At 39.7% G+C, this 25,679-nt stretch carries 28 protein-coding genes; 17 read left to right on the top strand and 11 right to left on the bottom strand.

Going from position 1 to position 25,679, the window contains the following annotated elements:
* The first annotated feature begins 4 nt into the window (after positions 1–4).
* From rplD to rpsQ, 9 genes are read left to right on the top strand one after another with little or no spacing between them, the layout of a single operon-like run.
* Positions 5–610, top strand: a complete 606-nt coding sequence (gene rplD / locus GQR56_RS05305) for a 50S ribosomal protein L4 (protein ID WP_002957897.1) — start codon at positions 5–7, stop codon at positions 608–610.
* Positions 607–909: a 50S ribosomal protein L23 gene (rplW, locus tag GQR56_RS05300; RefSeq protein ID WP_024613011.1), complete on the top strand. Its 303-nt coding sequence runs from the start codon at positions 607–609 to the stop codon at positions 907–909. The genes rplD and rplW overlap by 4 nt, the downstream gene beginning before the upstream one ends.
* Before the next feature lie 15 nt (positions 910–924).
* Entirely contained in the window at positions 925–1,749 is an 825-nt protein-coding gene (rplB, locus tag GQR56_RS05295) for a 50S ribosomal protein L2 (protein WP_002957895.1), read from the top strand.
* A gap of 15 nt (positions 1,750–1,764) precedes the next feature.
* On the top strand, positions 1,765–2,043 hold the full coding sequence (gene rpsS / locus GQR56_RS05290) for a 30S ribosomal protein S19 (RefSeq protein ID WP_004588689.1): 279 nt from the start codon (positions 1,765–1,767) through the stop codon (positions 2,041–2,043).
* Positions 2,044–2,056: 13 nt separating this feature from the next.
* Positions 2,057–2,389, top strand: coding sequence for a 50S ribosomal protein L22 (rplV, locus tag GQR56_RS05285; protein WP_002957892.1), 333 nt, complete (start codon positions 2,057–2,059; stop codon positions 2,387–2,389).
* Between the two features lie 11 nt (positions 2,390–2,400).
* Complete coding sequence (gene rpsC / locus GQR56_RS05280) at positions 2,401–3,102, top strand: 30S ribosomal protein S3 (protein WP_002957891.1); 702 nt, start codon at positions 2,401–2,403, stop codon at positions 3,100–3,102.
* Between the two features lie 12 nt (positions 3,103–3,114).
* Positions 3,115–3,528: a 50S ribosomal protein L16 gene (rplP, locus tag GQR56_RS05275; protein ID WP_002957890.1), complete on the top strand. Its 414-nt coding sequence runs from the start codon at positions 3,115–3,117 to the stop codon at positions 3,526–3,528.
* Positions 3,528–3,719 (top strand): 50S ribosomal protein L29, encoded by a 192-nt coding sequence (rpmC, locus tag GQR56_RS05270; protein ID WP_002957889.1) that lies wholly within the window; start codon positions 3,528–3,530, stop codon positions 3,717–3,719. The genes rplP and rpmC overlap by 1 nt, the downstream gene beginning before the upstream one ends.
* On the top strand, positions 3,719–3,976 hold the full coding sequence (gene rpsQ, locus GQR56_RS05265) for a 30S ribosomal protein S17 (RefSeq protein WP_024613012.1): 258 nt from the start codon (positions 3,719–3,721) through the stop codon (positions 3,974–3,976). The genes rpmC and rpsQ overlap by 1 nt, the downstream gene beginning before the upstream one ends.
* Before the next feature lie 320 nt (positions 3,977–4,296).
* Here the strand turns inward: rpsQ and GQR56_RS05260 are convergent, their stop codons facing one another.
* Positions 4,297–4,833, bottom strand: coding sequence for a helix-turn-helix transcriptional regulator (locus tag GQR56_RS05260; protein ID WP_024613013.1), 537 nt, complete (start codon positions 4,831–4,833; stop codon positions 4,297–4,299).
* Between the two features lie 182 nt (positions 4,834–5,015).
* Here GQR56_RS05260 and GQR56_RS05255 point away from each other — a divergent pair, with 182 nt between their 5' ends.
* Positions 5,016–5,480, top strand: a complete 465-nt coding sequence (locus GQR56_RS05255) for a hypothetical protein (protein WP_166109388.1) — start codon at positions 5,016–5,018, stop codon at positions 5,478–5,480.
* A gap of 37 nt (positions 5,481–5,517) precedes the next feature.
* Here GQR56_RS05255 and GQR56_RS05250 read toward each other — a convergent pair whose 3' ends face one another.
* Positions 5,518–7,173 (bottom strand): endonuclease, encoded by a 1,656-nt coding sequence (locus tag GQR56_RS05250; protein WP_166109387.1) that lies wholly within the window; start codon positions 7,171–7,173, stop codon positions 5,518–5,520.
* Between the two features lie 304 nt (positions 7,174–7,477).
* Between GQR56_RS05250 and GQR56_RS05245 the strand changes: the two genes are divergently transcribed.
* The 4 genes from GQR56_RS05245 (at position 7,478) to GQR56_RS05230 (ending at position 12,509) form a co-directional block, all read left to right on the top strand.
* The gene (locus GQR56_RS05245; RefSeq protein WP_166109386.1) at positions 7,478–9,292 is read left to right on the top strand and encodes an assimilatory sulfite reductase (NADPH) flavoprotein subunit; all 1,815 of its coding nucleotides are present in this window, start codon (positions 7,478–7,480) and stop codon (positions 9,290–9,292) included.
* A gap of 61 nt (positions 9,293–9,353) precedes the next feature.
* Positions 9,354–11,051: an assimilatory sulfite reductase (NADPH) hemoprotein subunit gene (gene cysI / locus GQR56_RS05240; protein ID WP_024613017.1), complete on the top strand. Its 1,698-nt coding sequence runs from the start codon at positions 9,354–9,356 to the stop codon at positions 11,049–11,051.
* Positions 11,052–11,093: 42 nt separating this feature from the next.
* On the top strand, positions 11,094–11,834 hold the full coding sequence (locus tag GQR56_RS05235; protein WP_024613018.1) for a phosphoadenylyl-sulfate reductase: 741 nt from the start codon (positions 11,094–11,096) through the stop codon (positions 11,832–11,834).
* 129 nt (positions 11,835–11,963) lie between these two features.
* Positions 11,964–12,509: a DUF4124 domain-containing protein gene (locus tag GQR56_RS05230; RefSeq protein ID WP_166109385.1), complete on the top strand. Its 546-nt coding sequence runs from the start codon at positions 11,964–11,966 to the stop codon at positions 12,507–12,509.
* On the opposite strand, the gene GQR56_RS05225 is transcribed toward GQR56_RS05230, so the two are convergent.
* The 4 genes from GQR56_RS05225 to GQR56_RS05210 form a co-directional block, all read right to left on the bottom strand.
* On the bottom strand, positions 12,510–12,764 hold the full coding sequence (locus GQR56_RS05225; protein WP_166109384.1) for a hypothetical protein: 255 nt from the start codon (positions 12,762–12,764) through the stop codon (positions 12,510–12,512).
* A 133-nt stretch (positions 12,765–12,897) separates the two neighbouring features.
* Positions 12,898–15,642, bottom strand: a complete 2,745-nt coding sequence (gene acnA / locus GQR56_RS05220) for an aconitate hydratase AcnA (RefSeq protein ID WP_024613021.1) — start codon at positions 15,640–15,642, stop codon at positions 12,898–12,900.
* A 207-nt stretch (positions 15,643–15,849) separates the two neighbouring features.
* Positions 15,850–16,278, bottom strand: a complete 429-nt coding sequence (locus GQR56_RS05215) for a hypothetical protein (protein WP_166109383.1) — start codon at positions 16,276–16,278, stop codon at positions 15,850–15,852.
* A 102-nt stretch (positions 16,279–16,380) separates the two neighbouring features.
* Entirely contained in the window at positions 16,381–16,764 is a 384-nt protein-coding gene (locus GQR56_RS05210) for an RNA-binding S4 domain-containing protein (protein ID WP_166109382.1), read from the bottom strand.
* 245 nt (positions 16,765–17,009) lie between these two features.
* Between GQR56_RS05210 and GQR56_RS05205 the strand changes: the two genes are divergently transcribed.
* Together GQR56_RS05205 and GQR56_RS05200 are read left to right on the top strand one after the other, a co-directional pair.
* A complete protein-coding gene (locus GQR56_RS05205) occupies positions 17,010–17,297 on the top strand; it encodes a hypothetical protein (RefSeq protein ID WP_024613024.1) in 288 nt (95 codons plus the stop codon).
* 56 nt (positions 17,298–17,353) lie between these two features.
* Positions 17,354–18,016, top strand: a complete 663-nt coding sequence (locus GQR56_RS05200) for a hypothetical protein (RefSeq protein WP_166109381.1) — start codon at positions 17,354–17,356, stop codon at positions 18,014–18,016.
* A gap of 9 nt (positions 18,017–18,025) precedes the next feature.
* On the opposite strand, the gene GQR56_RS05195 is transcribed toward GQR56_RS05200, so the two are convergent.
* The 5 genes from GQR56_RS05195 to glnA form a co-directional block, all read right to left on the bottom strand.
* Positions 18,026–18,484 carry a cyclic nucleotide-binding domain-containing protein gene (locus GQR56_RS05195; RefSeq protein ID WP_166109380.1) on the bottom strand — a complete coding sequence of 153 codons (459 nt, stop codon included), beginning with the start codon at positions 18,482–18,484 and terminating at the stop codon, positions 18,026–18,028.
* A gap of 29 nt (positions 18,485–18,513) precedes the next feature.
* Positions 18,514–19,899, bottom strand: coding sequence for a nitrogen regulation protein NR(I) (gene ntrC / locus GQR56_RS05190; RefSeq protein WP_166109379.1), 1,386 nt, complete (start codon positions 19,897–19,899; stop codon positions 18,514–18,516).
* Positions 19,900–19,913: 14 nt separating this feature from the next.
* Positions 19,914–20,984, bottom strand: coding sequence for a nitrogen regulation protein NR(II) (glnL, locus tag GQR56_RS05185; protein WP_166109378.1), 1,071 nt, complete (start codon positions 20,982–20,984; stop codon positions 19,914–19,916).
* 84 nt (positions 20,985–21,068) lie between these two features.
* Complete coding sequence (locus tag GQR56_RS05180; RefSeq protein WP_166109377.1) at positions 21,069–21,590, bottom strand: DUF4124 domain-containing protein; 522 nt, start codon at positions 21,588–21,590, stop codon at positions 21,069–21,071.
* Positions 21,591–21,705: 115 nt separating this feature from the next.
* Positions 21,706–23,112 carry a glutamate--ammonia ligase gene (gene glnA, locus GQR56_RS05175; RefSeq protein WP_024613030.1) on the bottom strand — a complete coding sequence of 469 codons (1,407 nt, stop codon included), beginning with the start codon at positions 23,110–23,112 and terminating at the stop codon, positions 21,706–21,708.
* 507 nt (positions 23,113–23,619) lie between these two features.
* Between glnA and typA the strand changes: the two genes are divergently transcribed.
* Complete coding sequence (gene typA / locus GQR56_RS05170) at positions 23,620–25,443, top strand: translational GTPase TypA (protein WP_024613031.1); 1,824 nt, start codon at positions 23,620–23,622, stop codon at positions 25,441–25,443.
* Positions 25,444–25,679 lie beyond the last annotated feature (236 nt).

The following is a 25,679-nucleotide window of genomic DNA, read 5'->3' as shown; positions in this document are numbered from 1 at the left end:
AGTGATGGAATTAGCAATTAAAGACGCTTCTGGCGGTCTTGAAGTTTCTGAAGCTACTTTTGGACGTGAGTTTAACGAAGCATTAGTACACCAAGTAGTTGTTGCATACGCAGCAGGTGCTCGTCAAGGTACTCGTGCTCAGAAGACACGTTCTGAAGTAAGCGGTGGTGGTAAAAAACCATGGGCTCAAAAAGGTACTGGCCGTGCACGTGCCGGTACAATCCGTAGCCCAATTTGGCGTTCAGGTGGCGTTAGCTTTGCAGCTAAACCACAAGACCACAGCCAAAAAGTAAACCGTAAAATGTACCGTGGTGCGATTAAAAGCATCTTATCTGAATTAGTTCGTCAAGAGCGTTTAATCGTTGTTGAAAGTTTTGCTCTAGCAGCACCAAAAACTAAAGAACTAGTTGCTAAGCTTAAAGAACTTGAGCTTAAAGATGTTCTTATCGTGACTGAAGAAGTAGATGAAAATCTTTTCTTATCGGCACGTAACCTTTATAAGGTTGACACGCGTGATGTAGCTGGTATCGATCCTGTAAGCTTAATTGCTTTCGACAAGGTACTTATTACAGCCGCTGCTGTTAAGCAACTTGAGGAGGCGCTAGCATGATCCGCGAAGAACGTCTTTTAAAAGTGATCGTTGCTCCACATATCTCTGAAAAAAGCACAATTGCAGCTGAAGAAAACAATACTATTGTTTTTAAAGTAGCAAATGACGCAACTAAAGCTGAAGTTAAAGTAGCAGTTGAGAAGCTTTTTGAAGTAGAAGTAACGGGTGTTCGCACACTTAATGTTAAGGGTAAAACAAAACGTACTGGCGCACGTTTCGGTCGTCGTAACGACTGGAAAAAAGCTTACGTTACTCTTAAAGAAGGTAGTGAACTAGACTTTGTCGGCGGCGCCGAGTAATAAGGGGATAGAATTATGGCACTTCAAAAGTGTAAGCCTACTTCTGCGGGCCGTCGTCACCTAGTTAAAGTGGTTAACTCTGATCTACATAAGGGTAAGCCATACGCACCACTTTTAGAGAAAAACTCTAAATCAGGTGGTCGTAATAACAATGGTCGTATTACGGTTCGTCATATCGGTGGTGGTCATAAGCAACATTACCGTTTAATCGATTTTAAACGTACTAAAGATGGCATTCCAGCCACTGTTGAACGTTTAGAATACGATCCAAATCGTAGCGCAAACATCGCTCTTGTATTATATGCAGACGGTGAGCGTCGTTACATTATCGCACCTAAAGGCTTAAAAGCTGGCGATGCAATCCAGTCTGGTGTTGATGCACCAATCAAACCTGGTAATGCATTACCAATGCGTAATATGCCTGTAGGTTCGACTGTTCACAACGTAGAATTAAAACCAGGTAAAGGTGCTCAAATCGCACGTTCTGCTGGTGCATACGTTCAAATCCTTGCTCGTGATGGTCAATATGTAACATTACGTCTTCGTTCAGGCGAAGTTCGTAAAGTTGAATCTGATTGTCGTGCGACTCTAGGTGAAGTAGGCAATGCTGAGCATATGCTTCGTTCACTTGGTAAAGCAGGTGCAAATCGCTGGCGTGGTATTCGTCCGACAGTTCGTGGTGTTGCCATGAACCCGGTAGATCACCCACACGGTGGTGGTGAAGGTCGTACATCTGGTGGTCGTCATCCTGTGTCTCCATGGGGTAAACCGACTAAAGGTGCGAAGACGCGTAAGAACAAGCGTACGGATAAATTTATAGTACGTCGTCGTACTAAGTAATATTGAGGAATAGCCATGCCACGCTCTCTCAAGAAGGGTCCTTTTATAGACCTACACTTGCTGAAGAAGGTAGAGAAAGCTTTGGAAAGCGGTGAGAAAAAGCCAATTAAAACTTGGAGCCGTCGTTCAATGATCATACCTAACATGATCGGATTGACCATTGCTGTCCATAATGGTCGCCAGCACGTACCAGTTTTCGTTTCTGACGAAATGATCGGTCACAAACTAGGTGAATTTGCACCAACTCGCACTTACCGTGGCCATGCTGCGGATAAGAAAGCGAAGAAACGATAAGAGGGGAAGATAAATGCAAGCATTAGCTAAACATAAATTCGCCTCTGGTTCGGCGCAAAAAGCACGTCTAGTTGCAGATCAGATCCGCGGGTTACCTGTAGATCGCGCACTAGAAATCCTGGCGTACAGCCCGAAAAAAGCGGCTGTATTAGTTAAGAAAGTACTTGAGTCTGCTATTGCTAACGCAGAGCATAACGAAGGTGCTGACATTGATGAGCTACGCATAACAACGATTTTTGTGGACGATGGTCCAACAATGAAACGTATTATGCCTCGTGCTAAAGGACGCGCAGACCGCATCCTTAAGCGTACAAGCCATATCACTGTTATGGTTTCAGATAGCTAGGAGTATAAGTAATGGGACAAAAAGTTCATCCTACTGGTATTCGCCTAGGTATATCTAAACCTTGGGTTTCTACCTGGTACGCGAGTTCAAAAGATTTCTCTGCACAGCTTTTTGGCGATCACAAAGTACGTACATTCCTTACAAAGGAATTGAAAACGGCTTCTGTGTCTAAAATCGTTATTGAGCGTCCAGCAAAATCAATCCGTGTAACAATTCATACGGCTCGTCCGGGTGTTGTTATCGGTAAAAAAGGCGAAGACGTAGAAAAATTACGTCAAGCGGTAACTAAAATCGCTGGTGTACCTGCTCAGATTAATATCTCTGAAGTACGTAAACCAGAACTAGATGCACAACTAGTAGCAGACGGCATCGCCTCTCAACTAGAACGTCGTGTTATGTTCCGTCGCGCTATGAAGCGTTCGGTACAAAATGCAATGCGCATCGGTTCTAAAGGGATTAAAGTTGAAGTTAGCGGTCGTCTTGGCGGCGCAGAAATCGCACGTTCAGAATGGTATCGTGAAGGTCGTGTACCTCTACATACTCTTCGTGCTGATATCGATTACGCAACTTCTGAAGCCTTAACCACTTATGGTATCATTGGTGTTAAAGTTTGGATCTTCAAAGGCGAAGTTATTGGTGGTTTACCACTAGTACAAGAGCAAGAGAAGCCAGCTAAACGCGCACCAAAGAAAGCCAAGAAAAGTGCTAAGTAGAGGTAGCGAGTAATGTTACAGCCAAAACGTACAAAATTCCGTAAAATGCACAAAGGCCGCAACCGCGGTTTAGCGCAAAACGGTAACAAAGTAAGCTTCGGTACTTTCGGATTGAAAGCTACTGGCCGTGGCCGCATGACTGCTCGTCAAATCGAAGCAGCTCGTCGTGCTATGACGCGTCACGTGAAACGTCAAGGTAAAATCTGGATTCGTGTCTTCCCTGACAAACCGATTACAGAAAAACCTCTTGAAGTTCGTATGGGTAAAGGTAAAGGTTCTGTTGAATATTGGGTTGCTGAAATTCAGCCTGGTAAAGTACTTTACGAAATGGAAGGTGTTTCAGAAGAGCTTGCTCGTGAAGCGTTTGACCTTGCAGCTCGTAAACTGCCATTCAAAACAACTTTCGTAACTCGGACGGTAATGTGATGAAAGCAAGCGAACTAAAAGATAAAAGCGTAGAAGAGCTTAATGCTGAACTTCTAGGACTACTTCGTGAGCAATTTAATATGCGCATGCAAGCTAGTACTGGTCAGTTAGCTCAGACACACACGCTAAGAACAGTACGCCGCGATATCGCGCGTGTAAAAACAGTTATTAACCAGAAGGCAGGTCAATAATGAGCGATAAAATTCGTACTCTTCAAGGCCGTGTAATTAGCGACAAGATGCAAAAGTCTTTCACTATTGGTATCGAACGTTATGTGAAGCACCCAATTTATGGGAAATTCATCCGACGTACTACTAAGTTACACGTACATGACGAAAATAACACAGCAAAAGCGGGTGACGTTGTTACTATCCGTGAATGCGCACCAATTTCTAAGAATAAATCTTGGACATTAGTAGACGTTATTTCTAGTCCAAAACAAGCTTAATTTTTTAATTAAGTTAGTTTTGTAAAAAAGCCCCGGCATTAGCTGGGGCTTTTTGTTTTTCTAGAATGATAGTTTGATAGAAAAGTTTATTTGAGCTAAAGCATTTGAGTTAACGTTAAGCACTAAGATTTAGTACTGCGGTTTAGATTGGATATTACTAATACCAACACGCTAAAATATTTTTACAAGTTAACGTATCAAATTATTCTTCAATATCGTTTTTAATATTCATTGAAAAAACTAAATACAAAATTTGCTTAGTCAGAGCGCAGTTTTATTGTTGCTAAATAGCTCTGTAGGTTTAGAGTATATACTTATGCTTATTTTTCTTTATTTAGCCAAGGTTTATTTATGAGCATACTTATTAATAGCGCGCCAAAAATAAATACAGCAGAGAATACCAGTAAAATACGGTTTTCTAATCGGCTAATATCACGTTGACCAATGATTTCGTATACCACATCGCCCTCTATATATTTTTCGCCTTTATAGGTTTCTATAACATTTATAGCCCAAAACTCTCCATGTTTTGCTTGATAAGTAAAATATGTTTCAGAGTAAAAAATATTAAAACTAGCGCATAACCACATGAAAATACCTAGAGTAAGAAGAAAAGCAATCAACCACTTAAGCTTATTATTAGGCGTATTTTGCTCTGTTTTAATTGGGATAAATTGCTCAAAAGAAACTTCATAACATATGCTTAATTTTTCAAGTACACCGAGGGAGGGAATGAACTGCCCATTTTCGAGTTTTGACAGGTATGATTGCTGAATACCTATCTCACGAGCTGCAAACGCTTGAGTCCATTTTTTGTTTGCTCTGAGGCGCTTTAATTCCATTCCTAAAGACAACATGTTTCCATACTCTAATTATTTACTCACCGCTTTATTATCGCTAAAAATAACGTTTTTAAATAGTCTATAACGTTATATTCATGACTATGAATCTAAAGAATATCATGAATATTAATGAGTTATATATTAATTAGGTGTTTTTTAGTTATGCTAGGCATACTAATTAATAAAGGAGTATTTCAATGAAAACGTATTTTTATCACACTGTCGTGTTTATTAGCCTGGTGCTTTTACCTCACACGAGCTTTGCAGAGCCTGTACTGGCAATTAAAGCGACTATTTATAAATTACAAAATAAGATCACCATTGATAGTCAAATAGATGAAACGTTAAAAAAGCTACAACCCACTCATCAGCCACAGTTGCTAGCCAGTTTAAATAAAAGTGCATTAATAGAAATAGGTGATGAGGCACAGCTAACTGCGCTTGAAGTTAAATCAAATGAGGATGGGAGTTACTTTAATGCCAGTATGAAATTAAAAGAAAAAGTAGATGGACAATGGGAATCAATTTCATCGTTTATGCCTCATATTCCAGATGGTCAAACGGTGTATTTTAGTCGTACATTTACAGATAGTGTGTGGGTGATTAAATTAACAGGGAAGCGTTATGAGTCTATTGCGCTTGGTCAAGCGAGCTTCAAGTAGCCCCAGCATAGGCTGAGGCTTTTTTTGATACTTGTTATTACCAAATCATCTCTACAAATTCAGGGTGGTCGATATACGGATTACGATTACCTTGAAATTCAAATGCTGCTTGGTTTCGGTCTAATTCCATTTGGCTAACTGGATCACTGTTGTGCCAGTTAAGTAGCATAGCTACAACCCAACTTTCAAATACTTGGTTACTTGAACCGTTAAGTACTGCGTTGCTTGAGGTTGTTATATTTTGCCAATTACCAATTACATTTTCGTAGCGTGTTGCCATATAAAAATAAGCGCGAGCAAAGTCACCTTTAAATTCATCAATTGGTTCAAATACGGTACCAGAATAATTTAGCGAACTGGCTGCTGAACCAACTTTACTACCGTTGGTTGATGTAAACGATGCACTTGCAACTTCACCAAAAGGGTAGTTACTACGCTTTGAATTTACATAGCCATCAGTTGCATAAATGTGATGAACATCAGAGTTCATAGGCTCTACTGTGCCACCAAACCAGCTTTTAGGGAATGAATGTTCACGGTTATAGCAATCGGCTTCGCTGTTATAAGTACCACACTGGTCGCTCACTGCAGTATAATTATAGCTATCGGTACCGTTTGGTTTTTCGCTATACATATCTAAAATACTATTATCGTTTTCAAAGTATTTATCACGTGCTGATGAGTCGTAAAAATTCCAAATAGCCGAATACCCCTGCGCATTATGATCTTTAATTATATTGTACAGTTCAGTCTTTAAGGTGTATCCAGTTAAACCTTGAGTTGTAACATAGTAACCAGTCGGTGTTGGGTTGGGAGTTGTTCCGCCGCCAGAGCCATCACCGGGATCACCAGTAGAGTCACCTAATTCAAATGCTGTACTCTCGGTATTATTAAAACTGGCACCGCTTGCTAAAGTCACTTGTTCTTGGATAAGAGTATAGCTTCCATCACCTGCTGAACAACACATGCCATCGCCATAGCTATCACTAACAATAAGCGTATAGGCACCATCGGTTAAACATACTTGCTCATTATATTGAGTGTTTGACGAATAACCGTTGCCATTAGCTATAGCGCTACCTTGGCTATTATTAATGACCCAACTCGTTTCGCTACCATAGTTATCGGTTTTGAGTGTTAGCGTTAAGGTGTTAGTTGAACAGCTGCTAGTTGGAGGTGGAGATATAATACTTGTATTGGGTAAAAAATTATCTACATAAACAATCTCGCTACCATCAAATCCACTTACATCGTAAAAACGTAAACCTACATTAATTGTTTTGCTACTGCTTGCAGTATAACTATGACTAATTGTTTGCCATTGATTAGTTTGCGCTTCGTTAGAGTAACCTTGATAACCATCTACATATAAACGCGCCTTAATTTTTCCTTCGGTATGGTACACATCAGCCGAAAAGTTATAAGTTTGACCTGCTTCAACATTTACTTGTTGTAATAAATCGGTATTACTTTGCGAGCCGGTGTTCACATTAATAGCCGCAGATCGACTGCCGCTATTAACTACGCTAGTAGAGGGCGATAATGCAATGCCGCTATCAATCGTACTCCATGAGTCAGGAGTATTGCCTGACCATTGTTCAAAATCGCCATTAGCAACATTAGCCATTACAGGGAGCGAGCCGAGTAATAACGCAGTGCTGAGTATTGTAGTTTTATACGTCCTGTGTGACATGTTTGTTCCTATTTTTGTATTGAATAAATAATATACATTACATTGCTCAGGTTACAAAATTGTTAACTTCAAATTTAATGAAAAAACAGAGACTCATCTTTAAACTGTTTTTGAAGGTATTTTTATAAATTAATAACTAAATGGAATAACAAAGCAGATTCTATTCTTTTTTTATACTGGCTTAGCCCGTTATCCTGCATACTTAGAAAACCTCAACAGAGAATCTCTGGAAGGGGTAAAGCTCATTTTTAACAATGCTAAAAATGCATTGTGTCTAATTTTCAGGGTTATGGGGAATCGATTCATGTTGTTAGGTCAACTAAATGCTGCGGCAAGCCCGCTATCGCAAGATCAAGTACAAAAGCTGCAAGGCTTAGTGGCTGAACTAAATCCAATTCAGCAAGCGTGGGTAAGTGGTTACTTAGCTGCAAATGCTAATTCAGCTGCATTAGGTGGCGTTACAACAGGTGCACCAGCAGCAAGCGATGCCGCACCGCTAACCATTTTATATGGTTCGCAAACAGGTAATGCAAAAGGTGTAGCAGCTAAGATGAAAGAGCAAGCTGAGTCGCGTGGCTTAGCTGTAAAATTAGTTAGCATGTCTGATTACAAACCAACAGCCCTGAAAAAAGAAAAGTTTTTAACTATTGTTGTATCTACATACGGTGAAGGCGAGCCACCTGAAGACGGTGAAACACTGCACGAATTTTTAGCGACTAAAAAAGCACCTAAATTAGATGGCGTAAAAATAGCTGTTATCGGTTTGGGTGATTCGAGCTATGAGTTCTTCTGTCAAACGGCAAAAGACTTTGAAGAGCGCTTAAATAAGTTAGGCGCAGAGTCTATATATCAACGTGCCGATTTAGATGTAGATTACGAAGATGAAGCGGCAACGTGGATAGCAGGTGCACTTGATGCATTTGAACCTGATTTAAAAGCGCAACAAGATGCAGCTGGCGGTCAAACTTTAGCTATGCCTTTTGGTACACCAACTACCGCTTCAAGCCAATATACAAAACAAAACCCATTTGAAGCTGAGTTATTAACAGTACAAAAAATCACGGGTCGCGACTCTACTAAAGATGTACGCCATGTTGAAATTTCACTCGAAGGTTCAGATATTACTTATACCCCTGGCGACTCGTTAGGTGTGTACTTTTTAAATGATGATGTATTAGTTGATGAAGTACTTACACTCACTCAAATTGATGCGGCTAGCGTTGTAAAAGTAGGAAATGACGAGCTAAACGTGCGTGATGCATTAATTGAAAAACTAGAGCTTACTCAATCATACCCAGGCTTTGTAGACAAATATGCAGTAGCAACGGGCACGCCTGAATTATTGAAGCTTGTGGAAGATAAAACCGCAATGCGTGCGTATATCGAACCTCGTCAAATATTTGATGTCATTCGCCAAAACCCAGCAAAAATTGATGCGCAAACATTAGTAGATTGCTTACGTAAACTACAAGCTCGTTTGTACTCTATTGCATCTAGCCAAAGCGAGGTTGAAGACGAAGTACATTTAACTCTAGGCTTAGTTGAATTTGATGCATTTGATAGTGAGCATTTAGGTGGCTGTACTGGTTACTTAACTCGCCGTGCAGAAGAGGGTTGTAAAGTTAAAGTATTTAGCGAACACAATGACAACTTCCGCCTGCCAACTAATGATGACACACCAGTTATTATGGTTGGTCCTGGTACGGGGATTGCGCCGTTCCGTGCATTTTTACAAGAGCGTGACTCGCGTGAAGCACAAGGCAAAAACTGGTTGTTTTTTGGTAACCCACATTTCACCCAAGACTTTTTATACCAAGTAGAAATACAGGGTTATTTAAAGTCAGGTTTGCTCAATAAAGTAGATGTTGCATTTAGCCGCGATCAAGCCGAAAAAGTATATGTACAAGACAAGTTACGCAGTAACAGTAAAGATGTGTTTGAGTGGCTAGAAGCTGGCGCTCACCTTTATATTTGTGGTGATGCAAATCGTATGGCGAAAGATGTACACAATGCCTTGGTTGATATCATCAAAGAAAACACAGGCAAGAGCAATGAAGACGCAGAGCAATATTTAAAAGATTTACGTAGCGCAAATCGCTATCAGAAAGACGTGTATTAATCACGTTTCTTATTTTATTTAACAGCTAACAGCCGTCACTGTAACAAATTTAGGATTTAAAATGAGCGAACAAGATAAAAACGTAAAACTTTCTGATAACGAACGTTTGAAAAGAGAAAGTAACTTTTTACGTGGCACCATAGAAAAAGATTTAAAAGACGAAATTACCGGTGGTTTCACTGCCGATAACTTTCAGCTAATTCGTTTCCATGGGATGTATCAACAAGATGACCGCGATATACGCGGTGAACGCGCTAAGCAAAAACTAGAGCCGCTACATAATGTAATGTTACGCGCACGTATGCCTGGCGGTATTATTAAGCCAGAGCAGTGGTTAGCAATCGACAAGTTTGCAGATGACAAAACAAGCTATGGCAGTATTCGTTTAACTACGCGTCAAACATTTCAGTTTCATGGAGTGTTAAAGCCAAATATTAAAGGCATGCACCAAATGCTTGATAGCGTAGGCATAGACTCTATTGCTACAGCAGGTGACGTTAACCGTAATGTACTTTGTACAACGAACCCTGTTGAGTCTGAGTTACATCAAGAAGCTTACGATTGGGCTGCAAAAATTTCTGAACACTTATTACCAAAAACTAAAGCGTATGCTGAAATTTGGTTAAATGGCGAAAAAGCAGAAACCACAGAAGAGCCAATTTTAGGTTCTAACTATTTACCGCGTAAGTTTAAAACAACGGTAACAATTCCGCCGAATAACGAAGTTGATATACACGCTAACGATTTAAACTTTGTAGCTATTGCTGAAAACGGCAAGCTAGTTGGTTTTAACGTGTTAGTGGGTGGTGGCTTAGCTATGACGCATGGCGATACTGCAACGTATCCGCGTAAAGCAGATGACTTTGGCTTTATCACATTAGACGATACCTTAAAAATTGCAGAGCATGTTGTATCTGTACAGCGTGATTGGGGTAATCGTTCAAATCGTAAAAATGCAAAAACTAAATATACATTAGACCGTGTAGGTGTTGATGTATTTAAAGCCGAAGTAGAAGCGCGCTCAGGTGTTACGTTTGCACCAAGTCGCCCGTTTGAGTTTACTCACCGAGGTGATCGTATTGGTTGGGTTGAAGGCATTGATGGTAAGCACCATTTAACGTTGTTCATTCAAAGTGGTCGTATTTTAGACTACCCAGGTAAACCACTTAAAACAGGTTGTCGTAAAATTGCAGAGGTTCACCAAGGTGATATGCGTATGACGGCAAACCAAAACTTAATTATTGCTGGCGTACCTGCAGATCAAAAAGCCGTGATTGAAGAGATTGCACGTAGCCATGGCTTAATTGACGATACAGATTCGCAGCAGCGTAAAAACTCTATGGCTTGTGTTTCACTGCCAACGTGTCCGCTTGCAATGGCAGAAGCAGAACGTTACCTACCAAGTTTAATTGAAAAAACCGAAGCACTACTTGCTAAGCACGGAATACCAAATGACAGCATTATAATGCGCGTTGTAGGGTGCCCTAATGGTTGTGGTCGTGCACTTCTTGCAGAAGCGGGTTTAGTAGGTAAAGGACCTGGTAAGTATAACGTGTATTTAGGTGGCAATTTAGAAGGTACACGTATTCCTAAATTGTACCTTGAGAACGTAGGCGAAGATGTTTACTTAGAGGCATTCGATAAGCTAATTGGTCAATGGGCTAAAGAGCGTAACGAGGGTGAATGTTTTGGTGACTTTGTTATCCGCAAAGGCATTGTTGCTGAAGTAAAAGTATCAGTAACCGATTTTCACGCATAATTTAATACCAGCGCGAAGCGTTGGTGAGGCTTGAAATTTACCATGAGTGAATTTAAAAACATTTTACAGCTAGATAAGCAAAGCCAAACGGCTATGTTAGCTGATGCTAATGGTTTACTAGCTAACATGAGCGCCGAGCAGCGTGTAACTTGGGCGCTTGATAATTTGCCAAATACGGCTTTTTTATCATCTAGCTTTGGTATTCAAGCAGCTGTAATGCTGCATTTAATGACATCGCAGCGTCCAGATATCCCAGTAGTATTAACTGATACAGGTTATTTATTTCCAGAAACTTATCATTTTATTGAGCAAATGAGCGAACGTTTATCACTAAATTTAAAAGTGTATAAAGCGCAGCTTAGCCCAGCATGGCAAGAAGCTAAATTTGGTAAATTATGGGAGCAAGGCGAAGGCGGTATTAAGCAATATAATCAGCTTAATAAAGTAGAGCCAATGACTCGCGCGTTAAAAGACATTGATGCGGGTACTTGGTTTAGCGGTTTACGCCGTGACCAATCATCTACTCGTGCCGATAAGCAATTTGTAGAGATTAGCCGTGGCACCGTTAAAGTGTATCCGATTATTGAATGGTCTAACCGTGATGTATATCAGTACCTTACAAAGCACGACTTACCTTATCACCCATTATGGGAGCAAGGTTATGTGTCGATGGGTGATGTACATACAACGCGTAAATTAGAGCCAGGAATGAGCGAAGAAGAAACCCGCTTTTTTGGTTTAAATCGAGAATGTGGATTACACATTGATGGCGATGGTATTTAATAATATTTTTGTCAGTAAAAAATAAACAAAAACGCAGCTAAGGCTGCGTTTTTATTACAAAAAAATTGCCAGATCACAGGTTTTTTATTAGACTCAATAGAATAAAGGATTAACTAAAGCAGGAACGCTATGAAATACTTTACCTATTTAGCAATATCAGTCATGGTTATTGCTGTCATTTCTTTGTTTTATCTAAAAAAACCAGACGGTCAAACATGGCTTTCCACTGCATCAATTAGTAATGACTCACACCAAATTAAAGAAAAAATAACCGCACTATCCAGCAGTACATTTGAACAAGCAATGCAAGGTGTAAAGCAGGCAGGTGATAAAATAGCGAGCAGTATTTCAGACGAACCCATTCCATCAATGGTACCTAGTGGTAAAATTTATAAGTGGCAGGGTAAAAACGGTGAGTGGAATTATTCCGATACGCCAAACCCGAACGGGAATAGTATTGAATTAAAACTAGATCCTAAAGATATTACCGTTATTGCCGCAGAAGACACCTCAATTTTAAACAGCAAATCAAAAGCATCAAACGATGAAGACGTATCAGAAACAGTAAGTATTTTTAATCCAGACTCGGTTAAAAAGTTATTTAAAGACGCCGAAAACGTAAAAGAAAAACTAGAGAAGCGTAATAAAGAAATAAACAATTTAAGTGCGCTTTAACTATTTAGAGTGAGCGCTTTTATGGTTTTTTAAATAACGCTTTTCGGCTTCCATTAATAAGACTGTTAAATATATTTTAGTGGGAAGTGACAACAACACACCTATAGCAATACATGCTGCCGCTATAATTATTCCTTTAATACCATGATCTACAGTGAAGTAACTCGACACAATTAAAGTGTGGCCAGTCACAATAAGGCACAACCCAAGCACTATTGATGTTTTAAGCAGCCTAATTATCATTATTTGCGACATAGTCACCTCGCTAAGAGTAAGCTTATTGTAGACAGGCTTTAAATACTTGGCATTGATTTAAGACAACAAACAGTACAAAAAAGCCCAGCTTATTACTAAACTGGGCTTTCAAATGTATTAACTACAGCGTTTGTTAGTCGAGCATATTACGCAGTACATATTGTAAAATACCGCCATGTTTGTAGTAATCCCACTCTTTAGGGGTATCAATACGTACATCGGCACTCAGGCTAACTTTTTTACCTTCTGCATTGGTTGCAATAACGGTTACTTCATCGGTTTTATCATACAAGCCATCAATATCAAATTGCTCTTGACCGGTTAACCCATGTGACTCATAGCTTTCACCTTCTTTAAATTGCAGAGGTAGTACACCCATACCAATTAAATTAGAGCGATGAATACGTTCGTAGCTTTGTGCTACAACGGCTTTAACACCTAATAAAAGTGAGCCTTTAGCAGCCCAGTCACGAGACGACCCCGTGCCGTATTCTTTGCCCGCTAAAATAATAAGAGGCGTATTATTTTTTTGATACTCCATTGCAGCATCATAAATACTCTCTAGCGTATCGCCAGGCTGAGTACGTGTTACCCCGCCTTCAGTTCCCGGTGCTAGTAAGTTTTTAAGACGCACATTAGCAAACGTGCCGCGCATCATTACTTCGTGATTACCACGGCGTGAACCGTACGAGTTAAACTGCGCTTTATCTACGCCGTTTTCTTGTAAGTATAGACCTGCTGGCGCATCCGCTTTAATAGCACCCGCTGGAGAAATATGATCAGTGGTTACTGAATCCCCAAGCTTAGCTAAACAACGTGCACCCTCAATAGTTGGAATGCCCGGCGGTTCAACTTTCATACCATCAAAAAATGGTGCTTTTTTAATGTAGGTAGATGCGTCATCCCAATCATAAAGTTTACCATCGGGTATTTGAATTTGCTGCCAGCGGCTATCGCCTTCGTAAACGTTAGCGTAGCTTTTTTCAAACATCTCTTTAGTAACTGTTTCTTTAACTAGGTCGCTCACTTCTTTAACGCTTGGCCAAATGTTTTTAAGGTAAATATCGTTACCGTTAGCATCTTGCGCAAGTGGTTCGTTGTATACGTCAATGTCGGTTCTACCGGCAATGGCATAAGCTACAACAAGTGGAGGTGAGGCTAAAAAGTTCATTTTAACATCTTGGTGAATACGACCTTCAAAGTTACGGTTACCCGATAAAATAGAGCTAACCACTAATTTATGCTTTTGAATCGCATCTGATATTTCAGTCGCTAGTGGGCCTGAGTTACCAATACAGGTAGTACAACCATAGCCAACTAAGTTAAAGCCTAAGCTTTCTAAGTCGTCCATTAAGCCGGCTTTTTCTAGGTAGTCGGTAACAACTTTAGAACCTGGAGCAAGTGATGTTTTAACCCAAGGTTTTACATTAATACCTAACTGCTTCGCTTTTTTAGCAACCAAGCCTGCGGCTAAAATTACACTCGGATTAGAGGTGTTAGTACAGCTGGTAATCGCGGCAATAACGCAAGCACCATCGTTTAGCTCAAACTCTTGTCCTTTAAATTTAACTTTAGCGGCGCCCATAAATTGTGCTTCATTTACAGGTTCATCTGGGTTTGTTGTTGGGCCTTCGCCTTCGATACGAGCTTGTTCTTCATCGCTATTATCACGACGAGCCATACGTTCATCTTGAAAGTTTTTTAAATGCTGGCTAATCACTTCACCAGCCTTATTTAGGGAGATTCTATCTTGTGGTCGCTTAGGACCCGCAAGGCTTGGTACAACATCACCTAATTTAAGCTCGAGTGTATCGGTATAGTTGGCTTCGTCACCATCGTTACGCCATAAACCTTGATGTTTGGCGTAATCTTCAATTAACTTAAGGTGACTTTCATCGCGATTTGTTAAACGTAAATAGCTGATTGTTTCATCATCAATCGGGAAAATACCACACGTAGCGCCGTATTCTGGTGCCATATTCGCTATGGTTGCTCTGTCTGCAAGTGGTAGATCGGCAAGGCCGTCACCATAAAACTCTACAAATTTACCCACTACGCCATGGTTACGTAGTATCTCGGTTACTGTTAATACTAAATCGGTTGCAGTCGTGCCTTCAGGTAAGCGGCCGCTTAGCTTCATACCTACTACTTGTGGGATGAGTAAGCTAATTGGTTGACCCAGCATAGCTGCTTCGGCTTCAATGCCGCCTACACCCCAACCAAGTACACCTAAGCCATTTATCATGGTTGTGTGAGAGTCGGTACCTACGAGTGTATCTGGGTAAGCGAACTTTTTGCCATCGCGGTCTTCATTAAAAACAACGCGTGCTAAGTATTCTAAATTCACTTGGTGAACAATACCGGTTGCTGGTGGCACTACTTTTAAATTATCAAAAGCGGTTTGTCCCCAGCGTAAAAATTCGTAACGTTCTTTATTTCGGTCGTATTCTAGTTTTGCATTTAAATCAAAAGCACCATCGTTACCATAACCATCTACTTGTACCGAGTGATCAATAACAAGCTCAGCAGGAGATAACGGATTTATTTTTGCAGGATCTCCCCCTAGTTTTTCCATTGCGTCACGCATTGCGGCTAAATCAACAATAGCAGGTACGCCAGTAAAATCTTGCATAACAACGCGGGCAGGGGTAAAGGCTACTTCAGATGCAGGTTTTGCTTGAGAATCCCAGTCAAGGAGCGCTTGAATGTCTTGTTCTTTAATATTTGCGCCATCTTCGTTACGGAGAAGGTTTTCAAGTAATACTTTTAAAGAAAAGGGCAATCGTTTCGCTTTGTCGCCAAGTCCTTTTAGAGAATGAATGTGATATTGCTCACCATTAATTGTGAGCTGATGCTGGGTATCGAAACTATTATTCATTATTTGCCCCTTTATGAATTATAAAAATATTTTGAAGAGTGACCTCTGTAGTGTTCGTGTAGCAAAGTACATACCAGTGTAAAAAAACCGTGTTTATAGAACGAATTTTATACAGTAACTATAGTAGAGATGATGCCGAAAAACTTAATTTCAAGAGAGGATTTAAAAGAGGGATAAAGGAGCAAAAGTTATTTAGACCCTCACAAATTACAGCAGCCAACCTTGCTGCTTAGCTTTAATGCTTAAATAGAGTAGGGCGACAGCAATTATAATTACAAAAACAGGCATAAATACAGCGCTCAGTCCTAGCAGTTCAATACTATTGATTACAATAAAATTATAATATTGCTGAATTAAAATAGCGATGAGCGATAACGTAAAAATTGGAATTGCTAACGACTTTTTAGCAAGTAACAAAAGACAACCTAAAGTGCCTCCAAATACGGCTGTAGAAAATGCAATGGTAGATAAAATAGGAATGTTAGAGTATGCAGCTTGTTGATCTAGCAGTAGTTTACTTATCAATTCTGGTGTCATCATCATTTGTATCGCAAATGCAATAACGCCAAGTAAATTCCATACTAGCGCAGCCCATACCGCAGGTTTAAACCAATTTTTAGGTGGTGTGGCAGACATTTTATAACCTTGTTTTTATTGTTATTAACTGGGTTATTAAAGAGTAAAAAGGCCAACTTAACAAGTTGACCTTTTTATATAAAAAAGAGGACTTTTAAATACTTAACCAAACGAAATAGGACGACGACCTGTTTTATCATCAACTTTTGGTTTTTTAGTTCGCTTACGCTTAGCTTTAGCAGGTTGACTTGCGGGTTGTGATGCAGCTTGCTTTGCCTCAGTTTGAGTCTGCACAGCAGGTTTTTCTGCAGGCACTGCATCTTCATTTAACGCAAGTTGAAAAAACTCACCATCAAATTCTAATACATCGCCACTGTATAATTTTTTCCGCTTTATTGTACAAATTTCATGGTTAACACCCACATAGCCTTCAGTAATTAGGTTTTTAGCTTGGCCGCCACCTTCAACTAAGTTTAGTACTTTTAGTAATTTGCAGAGTTCAATTGGCTCTTCTTCTAATTCTATTTCTATATATTCTTCGTTCATATTTGCTCTCGGTGGGGTAACGCACAAGCTGTAGTATAAAGGCTTGCAGCTACTTTTGCACCAAAGCAAGTAACTTTAACTAAACGTAATACGTAAATAGTTATGAAAGTTTTTATGTATTTTATCTGTCTTTAAAAAAACTGAAGCAATTGAAGGTTAAGCTTTATTGCAATCAATTTTACGTATGGCTCGCTAATTGCTAAAGCTCTGGCGGATTAAATAGTTTTCATTAAGTGGAGTAGGAAATGGGCGTAAGATTAGCAATGAAAAAAGAGCTAATGGGCTTAGATAATTCAGATATGTTAACTGCAGATGATGTAAGGTCGCACCTTAGTACTCAGGTAAAAGAGCAAAAAGAAGATGCTGAACGTGGTTTTTCAGTGATTTCAAAATTTAATGATTATCATAGCCGGTTAATAAGCGGTGTTACCAATAGAAAATCGATACTTGAATTCGAGCGCCATCGTTTATTTAAAGAAGTTTTATATACTCGTAAAAGTGTTGATGCTTGGTTAGATAACCAAATTAACTGATTTGCTATTTATCGAAAACCGAATAGACTACAAGTGTAATCTATTCGAGGTTGATGATGAAAAATATACTTTTAGCGTGCTTAGTCATTTTATTAAGTGCGTGTCAGCAGCCCACTGTGTATGTTTATACGCAAGCATTGAGTGCAAATCAAAAGCAGCAGCTAGAAACTAGACTGGCTGCTCAAACCTTACCTTATCAATACCAAAGCATTGCAATACCAAAAGCGTACCAAGATGCGACGTTAATTGTGTCTTATAAAAACGTTGATAACGGACAGTTAGAACAGTTAACGCTAATAATGCAGAGTATGGGGTTTAAACCTGACATTGTTTACAGCTCGGCAGATAATCATCATTACACTAATGGGAATATAGGTTTTTATTTACGGTCGACTTCTAAAAGCACTCTTCTGAGCATGCCAAATATTATGCTTACAACGGGCTGCTCAAACGATAAATATAATAATATGCGTGTTTCATTTAACGAAAAAAAGGCTCAATTTACATTACCAAGTGGTGTAAAAACGTTTTTGAATTGGGAGCTTTTTAAACAGTATTTAGTTATTTATTATCAAAATACGTCGCAATCGTATACGCATATCACACCTAATATAAGCACACCCTTTGGTCAAAAACCGTCAGATACTTTTACCTATAATGCGCATGTAGACAAACCAGATTGGCTTAATTGCTCACTACAAATTGTTTATATGGACTGAGTGATAGAGTTAACCGTGAGTTTCTATATGTTCACTAAGTTTTGCAATACGCAGACTCATTCCCTCTATAATTCGGTCTTTAATTTTTTCGCGGATCACATTAGGTAAACGAGTGAGGGCTTCAGGGGTAATAGCGAGTACTATTGTGTCGGTCTTGGCGCGTGCGCTAGTACTGCGCTCTCGATTATTTATAAAGGCGCCTTCACCTATAAATTCACCAGGCTCTATAGTACCAAGCTCCAGTAAATGGTTATGCTTAAATACTAATAACGCACCGCTAAGTACAATGTACAAGCGCTTGTCGTTATCGTATTGCTTAAATAAAAACTGGTGCTGGCTTACTAAATACAACAGACCGAACGATTCTAATAATACTTGGCGCTCGTTAAGCGTAAATTCTTTAAAAAAGTGCAGCCTGTTTATAATTTCCATCTGTTTAAATAATGGAATATGCTCGATTAGCTTCATCAATAACCAAATGTGTTAAAAGCGTTTAATCAGCTAATATTGCGCTCTTTTAATTTTCGGGTCAACGTGTTGCGTCCCCAACCAATTTTTATTGCAGCATCTTGTTTGTGACCAGAGCAATTAGCTAATGCTGTTTTAATTAAGCGTGTTTCTAATTGTGCTTGAATATCAGGCCAGATATTTTCTTTACCCTGTTTTAGTTCCTGATTAAGCCATTGCTGAAATGCATCTAACCAATCACCTTCTTCTTGCGTTGGTGACGCATCAAGAATCTCTGGCGGTAAATCTTGTTCGGTAACAAGTTCCCCAGGAGCCATTACAGTAAGCCAGCGGCAGGTGTTTTCAAGCTGGCGTACATTACCTGGCCAATTAAATAAACGTAATTGTTCGGTGGCTTTAGGGCTAAGTACTTTGCTTTCTACTTGTAGGTCTTTGGCGCTTTTGTGTAAAAAGTGCTGTGATAAGCGTTCAATATCTTCGGTACGTTCACGAAGAGCTGGCAAACGAAGACGCACTACGTTAAGGCGATGAAACAAATCATCCCTAAACTTCCCTTGTTTTACTAAGTCTTCAAGATTTTGGTGTGTAGCTGCAATAATACGGACATCTACTTTTATACTTTGATGTCCACCAACGCGATAAAACTCACCATCGGCAAGTACGCGTAGTAAGCGAGTTTGTACATCGAGTGGCATATCACCAATTTCATCTAAAAATAATGTTCCGCCATTGGCTTGTTCAAAGCGACCTTTACGAACACTATCTGCGCCTGTAAATGCGCCTTTTTCGTGACCAAAGAGCTCAGACTCAACAAGTTCTTTAGGAATTGCTGCCATATTAAGTGCAATAAACTGATTTTCTTTACGTGGGCTATGGTTATGCAGAGCACTTGCAACAAGCTCTTTACCGGTACCCGATTCGCCATTAATAAGCACGCTCATGCTAGAAGCCGATAGTTTACCTATCGCTCTGAACACTTCTTGCATTGCGGGTGCTTCACCAATTATGTGCGCACTTTTAGGAGGAGCTTGTTTGCGTTTAGTTTTTTTAGTGGAGTTTGCTCTAAATGCACTTTCAACAAGAGCAACCGCTTCGTTTAAATCAAACGGCTTAGCAAGGTACTCAAAAGCCCCTTTTTGAAACGCATTAACGGCTGAGTCTAAATCTGAGTGTGCGGTCATTATAATTACCGGTAACCCAGGATTTTGCTCTGCTATAAGCTCAAGTAAAGCCATGCCATCCATACCTGGCATTTTTACATCAGACACCAAAACAGCTGGTTGGCTAAATTTTAATGCACTTAATACATCTTGCGCATTAGCAAAGCTTTCCGTGTTAAACCCTGCTCGGGTTAGTGCCTTTTCAAGTACAAAGCGAATTGAGGCATCATCATCTACAAGCCAAACTGTTTTCATGCAAACTCCAAACATTAATCTGCAAAGGGCAGATAGATATTAAATTCAGTATGTCCAGGCCAGCTATCACATTCAATGTAGCCATCGTGCTGATCAATGAGTGTTTGCGCTATAGAAAGCCCCAACCCAGAACCACCTTCTTTGTTAGTGGTCATCGGGTAAAACAATGTTTCGCGTACGCTATGATCTATGCCTGGTCCGTTATCAGATATTTGGATCAACAAGGCTTTTTTAGGCGCTTTTCCTGGGCGACGATGTTGATGGTTTATACGGGTTTTTATTTTTATTTCACCGCCATCTACAAGCGCCTGCTGAGCATTGCGCACAATATTTAGTACTACTTGCTGTATTTTACCTTGGTCAATGTACACATCAGGAATGCTTGGGTCGTAATCTTTTGCTAAGCAAATATTAGAACAATTATCTAATGTGCTTAACCTAATAACTGATTCCAGAGTCTGATGTATGTTGCCATAAGATTTTTGCGGAAGTTGGTTTGGTCCTAGGAGCCTATCAACTAATTCACATAATCTGTCTGCTTGCTCAATTATGAGCTCGGCACATTGATCTCTTTCTTGTTGATCAACTTCATACTGCAATAACTGCGCCGCTCCGCGAATTCCACCTAAAGGATTTTTTATTTCATGGGCAAGACCACGAATTAAGTTGCGTGCAGCTTGGTATTGGTGCATTTGATTTGATGCTTGATCGTGCTTTATTTCATCATCGGTTTGGCGCCACTCCAATAAAATATACAACGTATCTTTAAACTTTATTCGTCTTGAACTTACTGCAACTTTGGCGTGGCGAGAGTCGCTAAACACCACGTCAGCTCTGTGTTGCTGGCAATCTACGCCATCTATCAATGAATACTGCTCAATGCGTTTTAAATCAATTGAATGGTAGTTAAAAAGGCTATCGAAAGGTTGCTCTAACAAGCGTTTAGTACCAAGGCCTAGTAACTCACTAGTGCTGGTGTTGGCATAAACAACGGTGAAGTTTTTATCAAGTAGCATGACTGCTGTTGTTTGATTTTGCCAAATGGCATCAAGTAGCTCAGGGCTAAAATTTTCATTGTTAATCATAGTTGCACCATTTTAGTGCGCTAATGTTTGCAGGCAAGTTATTTTAGTAAAATGGACTGCGGCGCCTAAATATCAAGCTGTAATTTATCTGCCTAGAGTTAAGCCTTTTCTGTGCATAAAAAACACACAAGGTTGGCTTACGGCAATAATTTGATTGTTTTTATTAAAAAGTTTTACTTGTAACGTATGTTCACCGCGCTTTACATCTCTTATTGCAAATGTTGAATCAACGCCGGCTGGACCATTTGCTTTACCATCAATAAAAAGCTGTATTGTAAATCCACTTTCGTACCGTGGTGTTATGCGGCTGGTAACATAAACAGTTCCCGTATTTTCACGAATAGTTTGATTATGCTCTGGTGACGAAATCGTAATATTAAATGCTGTATTTTTAGGTTGGTCTTCTGTGTTTAAAATATCGGTATTAGTAGCAGGCATAGTAAGATTTTGGCTCGTGAGCTTTACCTCCGTCGCGCCTTTATGTGGTGTGTCTGAAAACACAAGTACGCCATTTTTATCTTTCCAAGCGTAAATCTTTGTTTCACCAGCATAACCATAATTACTTAATCCTAAAGCAATTATTAGTAATAAAATCTTGTTATTCACCCTGCAACCTTGCATTTTTTACGATAACTTAACTTTAGTGGAGATTGATTAAATTTACCATTAAAAAAGCCCGCAAAGCGGGCTTGAGAACACACATTATTTAACAGCTAATAAATTAACAGCTGTAGTACATTTCAAACTCAACTGGGTGAGTTGTCATGTTAAGCTTTTCTACTTCTTTAGATTTAAGACCAATGTAAGCATCAATTAAATCATCAGTGAATACACCACCTTGAGTTAAGAATTCACGGTCTGCGCTAAGTGCAGATAGTGCTTCGTCAAGTGATGCTGCAACAGTTGGAATTTCTGCTGCTTCTTCAGCTGGTAAGTCGTATAAATCTTTATCCATTGCATCGCCAGGGTGGATCTTATTTTTAATACCATCAAGGCCAGCCATAAGCATTGCTGAGAAAGCAAGGTATGGGTTAGCAGTTGGATCCGGGAAGCGTACTTCAATACGACGACCTTTTTCAGATGGAACCACTGGGATACGGATTGATGCAGAACGGTTACGTGCAGAGTATGCAAGCATAACTGGTGCTTCAAAACCTGGTACTAAACGTTTGTACGAGTTAGTAGATGCATTTGCAAAAGCGTTAATTGCTTTAGCATGCTTGATGATGCCGCCAATGTAGTAAAGAGCATCTTCAGAAAGACCGCCGTACTTGTCGCCTGCAAAAAGGTTTACACCGTCTTTAGCAAGTGACTGGTGACAATGCATACCAGAACCGTTATCACCAACAACTGGCTTAGGCATAAACGTTGCTGTTTTACCGTATAAGTGAGCCATGTTGTGGATAACATATTTCATTTCTTGAATTTCATCCGCTTTTAATACCATTGTATTAAAGCGAGTAGCGATTTCGTTTTGACCCGCTGTAGCTACTTCGTGGTGATGTGCTTCTACTACTTGGCCCATTTCTTCTAGAACTAGACACGTAGCTGAACGCCAATCTTGGAAATCATCAACAGGAGCAACTGGGAAGTAACCGCCTTTAACACCAGGACGATGACCTGTATTGCCATCTGCATATTCTTTATCTGAGTTCCAAGCTGCTTGCTTAGAATCAATTTTGTACATTGAACCAGACATATCTGATTTATATTTAACATCGTCAAATACAAAAAACTCTGGCTCAGGACCAAATAAAACGGTATCTGCAATACCAGTAGACTTCATGTACTCTTCAGCGCGCTTAGCAACTGAACGAGGGTCGCGCTCATAACCTTGAAGAGTTGAAGGCTCAACTACATCACAACGAACGATTAAAGTTGTTTCTTCTGTGAAAGGGTCTAGTTTGATTGATTCAGGAACTGGCATTAATACCATGTCTGATTCGTTTATGCCTTTCCAACCAGCGATTGAAGAGCCATCGAACATTTTACCGTCTTCGAAAAAGTCTTCATCAACTTGGTGATGAGGAATAGATACATGTTGTTCTTTACCCTTAGTGTCAGTAAAGCGTAAATCAATGAACTTAACGTCATTTTCTTTAATAAAATCTAAAACCGATTGCGACATGTGTCCTCCAACTATTGGGTTTTGTTATTGCTGCGTAATTGCTTTGGCATTTACCAAGCTGATTTTGTGCCATTTTTATAACTATATGTTTATAAATTAAAAAAATTAAGATGCTACAAAATGGATCAAATTGGTGCACTTTATTGGTGCGTAAAAAGTCCCTTTTGGTGCAAGTTTTACACGGTGTAATTTGTTGCTAATTTAATCACACTAAATTAGCATAACTTAAATGTAAAAGAGTACCAAAAATATCTGTAAAATGGCAAAAATGGCTGTTTTTCTGAAATTAATCAAAATTTAATTCATCTAAATGTCATATATAAAACAGATACTTAGTGAAAGTATTGAGAAAGTTTTAAAATATGTATTGGATAAACTTTCATCCATGTCATTAATGAGGGATAATATGCGCCCTTTTAAATCCTATGCTTGGACATCTCGTGAAAACGCAGATGAGTGCGTAGATCTTGCAGGATCAATGAGAATTTAATTTCTCTGAGTAAATATATGAGCATCGAAAAGTTAAGAAATATAGCGATTATCGCGCACGTTGACCACGGTAAAACAACACTGGTTGACAAACTACTTGAGCAATCAGGTACATTAGAAACACGCGGCGGTAACGAAGAGCGCGTGATGGACTCAAACGACATTGAGAAAGAACGTGGTATTACCATTTTGGCTAAAAACACAGCCATTTCTTGGAACGACTACCATATCAATATCGTAGATACTCCGGGACACGCCGATTTCGGTGGTGAAGTTGAACGCGTACTTTCGATGGCTGACTCAGTATTATTACTTGTTGATGCTCAAGAAGGTCCAATGCCACAAACGCGTTTCGTTACGCAAAAGGCATTCGCGCAAGGCTTAAAGCCAATCGTAGTTATCAATAAAATTGATAAGCCTGGTTCACGTCCTGATTGGGTTATGGATCAAATCTTTGATTTATTCGACAACCTTGGCGCAACTGACGAACAGTTAGATTTTAAAGTAATCTACGCTTCAGCAATCAACGGCTGGGCAACACTAGATTTAGACGAGCCATCAGACAACATGGAACCTATGTTCAAGATGATCGTTGACGAAGTATCACCACCGGATGCAGATCCTGAAGGTGACTTCCAAATGCAAATTTCTCAACTAGATTACAACTCTTATGTTGGTGTAGTTGGTATTGGTCGTATTAAACGTGGTTCTGTTGCTCCTAACCAACAAGTTACTATTATCAGTGCTGATGGCACTACACGTAATGGTAAAATTGGCGCAGTACAAAGCTACCTAGGTCTTGAACGTATCGAAACTGAAAGAGCTTACGCTGGTAACATCGTAACTGTAACAGGTATTGGTGAGCTTAAGATTTCTGATACAGTTTGTTTCCCAGGAAACGTTGAAGCATTACCACCACTAAGTGTTGATGAGCCAACTGTAACAATGACATTCTCTGTAAATAACTCACCTTTCTGTGGTAAAGAAGGTAAGTTTGTAACGTCACGTAATATCCGTGAACGTTTAGACAAAGAATTAGTACACAACGTAGCACTTCGCGTTGAAGATACTGGTAGCCCAGATAGCTTCCGTGTTTCTGGTCGTGGTGAATTACACCTAGGTATCTTAATCGAGAACATGCGTCGTGAAGGTTACGAGCTTTCAGTTTCTCGTCCAGAAGTTATCTTACGTACTGTAGATGGCGTTCTAGAAGAACCGTTTGAAACAGTTACTATTGACTGTCAAGACGAGCACCAAGGTTCTGTTATGGAGCAAGTTGGTCTACGTAAAGGTGAACTTACTAACATGACTCCAGATGGCAAAGGCCGTATGCGTTTAGACTTCATGATCCCTAGCCGTGGTTTAATTGGTTTCCAAACTGATTTCATGACGCTTACTTCGGGTTCTGGTCTTATGTACCATACGTTCGATCATTACGGTCCTCACAAAGGTGGCGACATCGGTGTTCGTAAGAACGGCGTAATGATTGCAAACGCAACTGGTAAAGCACTTACTAACGCATTATTCAACTTACAAGAACGCGGCCGTTTATTCATCGGTCACGGTGTTGAAGTATACGAAGGTATGGTTATCGGTATTCATAACCGTGATAACGACCTTACAGTTAACGCCCTTAAAGGCAAGCAGTTAACTAACGTACGTGCATCTGGTACTGATGAAGCGCAAACGCTTTCTCCACACCTTAACTACTCACTTGAGCAAGCGCTTGAGTTCATCGATGATGACGAGCTAGTTGAAGTAACTCCACTAAACATTCGTATCCGTAAGCGTTACCTTACAGAAAACGAACGTAAACGTGCAGGTCGTGGACCTAAAGCATAATCTATTAATTTAGAATTGTGATTTTAAAAGCCGCTGTATTGAAAAATACAGCGGCTTTTTTGTGGATAAAAACATGAGAAACGATAAGTCGTTAGCTGTCAGGGTTTAGCCAAAAATTATATGGCTACTGTTCTGTGGTGAAATTTCCATAATGTATTTTCCTCTAAAAGCACAGTGCCTTTTAACCTCTTCGTGAATAATTTACTTAAAGATCTTTTGCATAAGGATAAGCAATA

The sequence above is a fragment of the Pseudoalteromonas sp. Z9A5 genome (assembly GCF_011378875.1).
In the GTDB taxonomy this organism is placed as follows: domain Bacteria; phylum Pseudomonadota; class Gammaproteobacteria; order Enterobacterales; family Alteromonadaceae; genus Pseudoalteromonas.
This window is presented reverse-complemented; position numbering and strand designations above follow the sequence as displayed.

Bases quoted from the DNA above. Each gene is read 5' to 3' on its own strand.
- rplD (WP_002957897.1), top strand. From the start codon at position 5: ATGGAATTAGCAATTAAAGACGCTTCTGGCGGTCTTGAAGTTTCTGAA.
- rplW (WP_024613011.1), top strand. From the start codon at position 607: ATGATCCGCGAAGAACGTCTTTTAAAAGTGATCGTTGCTCCACATATC.
- rplB (WP_002957895.1), top strand. From the start codon at position 925: ATGGCACTTCAAAAGTGTAAGCCTACTTCTGCGGGCCGTCGTCACCTA.
- rpsS (WP_004588689.1), top strand. From the start codon at position 1,765: ATGCCACGCTCTCTCAAGAAGGGTCCTTTTATAGACCTACACTTGCTG.
- rplV (WP_002957892.1), top strand. From the start codon at position 2,057: ATGCAAGCATTAGCTAAACATAAATTCGCCTCTGGTTCGGCGCAAAAA.
- rpsC (WP_002957891.1), top strand. From the start codon at position 2,401: ATGGGACAAAAAGTTCATCCTACTGGTATTCGCCTAGGTATATCTAAA.
- rplP (WP_002957890.1), top strand. From the start codon at position 3,115: ATGTTACAGCCAAAACGTACAAAATTCCGTAAAATGCACAAAGGCCGC.
- rpmC (WP_002957889.1), top strand. From the start codon at position 3,528: ATGAAAGCAAGCGAACTAAAAGATAAAAGCGTAGAAGAGCTTAATGCT.
- rpsQ (WP_024613012.1), top strand. From the start codon at position 3,719: ATGAGCGATAAAATTCGTACTCTTCAAGGCCGTGTAATTAGCGACAAG.
- GQR56_RS05260 (WP_024613013.1), bottom strand. From the start codon at position 4,833: ATGTTGTCTTTAGGAATGGAATTAAAGCGCCTCAGAGCAAACAAAAAA.
- GQR56_RS05255 (WP_166109388.1), top strand. From the start codon at position 5,016: ATGAAAACGTATTTTTATCACACTGTCGTGTTTATTAGCCTGGTGCTT.
- GQR56_RS05250 (WP_166109387.1), bottom strand. From the start codon at position 7,173: ATGTCACACAGGACGTATAAAACTACAATACTCAGCACTGCGTTATTA.
- GQR56_RS05245 (WP_166109386.1), top strand. From the start codon at position 7,478: ATGTTGTTAGGTCAACTAAATGCTGCGGCAAGCCCGCTATCGCAAGAT.
- cysI (WP_024613017.1), top strand. From the start codon at position 9,354: ATGAGCGAACAAGATAAAAACGTAAAACTTTCTGATAACGAACGTTTG.
- GQR56_RS05235 (WP_024613018.1), top strand. From the start codon at position 11,094: ATGAGTGAATTTAAAAACATTTTACAGCTAGATAAGCAAAGCCAAACG.
- GQR56_RS05230 (WP_166109385.1), top strand. From the start codon at position 11,964: ATGAAATACTTTACCTATTTAGCAATATCAGTCATGGTTATTGCTGTC.
- GQR56_RS05225 (WP_166109384.1), bottom strand. From the start codon at position 12,764: ATGTCGCAAATAATGATAATTAGGCTGCTTAAAACATCAATAGTGCTT.
- acnA (WP_024613021.1), bottom strand. From the start codon at position 15,642: ATGAATAATAGTTTCGATACCCAGCATCAGCTCACAATTAATGGTGAG.
- GQR56_RS05215 (WP_166109383.1), bottom strand. From the start codon at position 16,278: ATGTCTGCCACACCACCTAAAAATTGGTTTAAACCTGCGGTATGGGCT.
- GQR56_RS05210 (WP_166109382.1), bottom strand. From the start codon at position 16,764: ATGAACGAAGAATATATAGAAATAGAATTAGAAGAAGAGCCAATTGAA.
- GQR56_RS05205 (WP_024613024.1), top strand. From the start codon at position 17,010: ATGGGCGTAAGATTAGCAATGAAAAAAGAGCTAATGGGCTTAGATAAT.
- GQR56_RS05200 (WP_166109381.1), top strand. From the start codon at position 17,354: ATGAAAAATATACTTTTAGCGTGCTTAGTCATTTTATTAAGTGCGTGT.
- GQR56_RS05195 (WP_166109380.1), bottom strand. From the start codon at position 18,484: ATGAAGCTAATCGAGCATATTCCATTATTTAAACAGATGGAAATTATA.
- ntrC (WP_166109379.1), bottom strand. From the start codon at position 19,899: ATGAAAACAGTTTGGCTTGTAGATGATGATGCCTCAATTCGCTTTGTA.
- glnL (WP_166109378.1), bottom strand. From the start codon at position 20,984: ATGATTAACAATGAAAATTTTAGCCCTGAGCTACTTGATGCCATTTGG.
- glnA (WP_024613030.1), bottom strand. From the start codon at position 23,112: ATGTCGCAATCGGTTTTAGATTTTATTAAAGAAAATGACGTTAAGTTC.
- typA (WP_024613031.1), top strand. From the start codon at position 23,620: ATGAGCATCGAAAAGTTAAGAAATATAGCGATTATCGCGCACGTTGAC.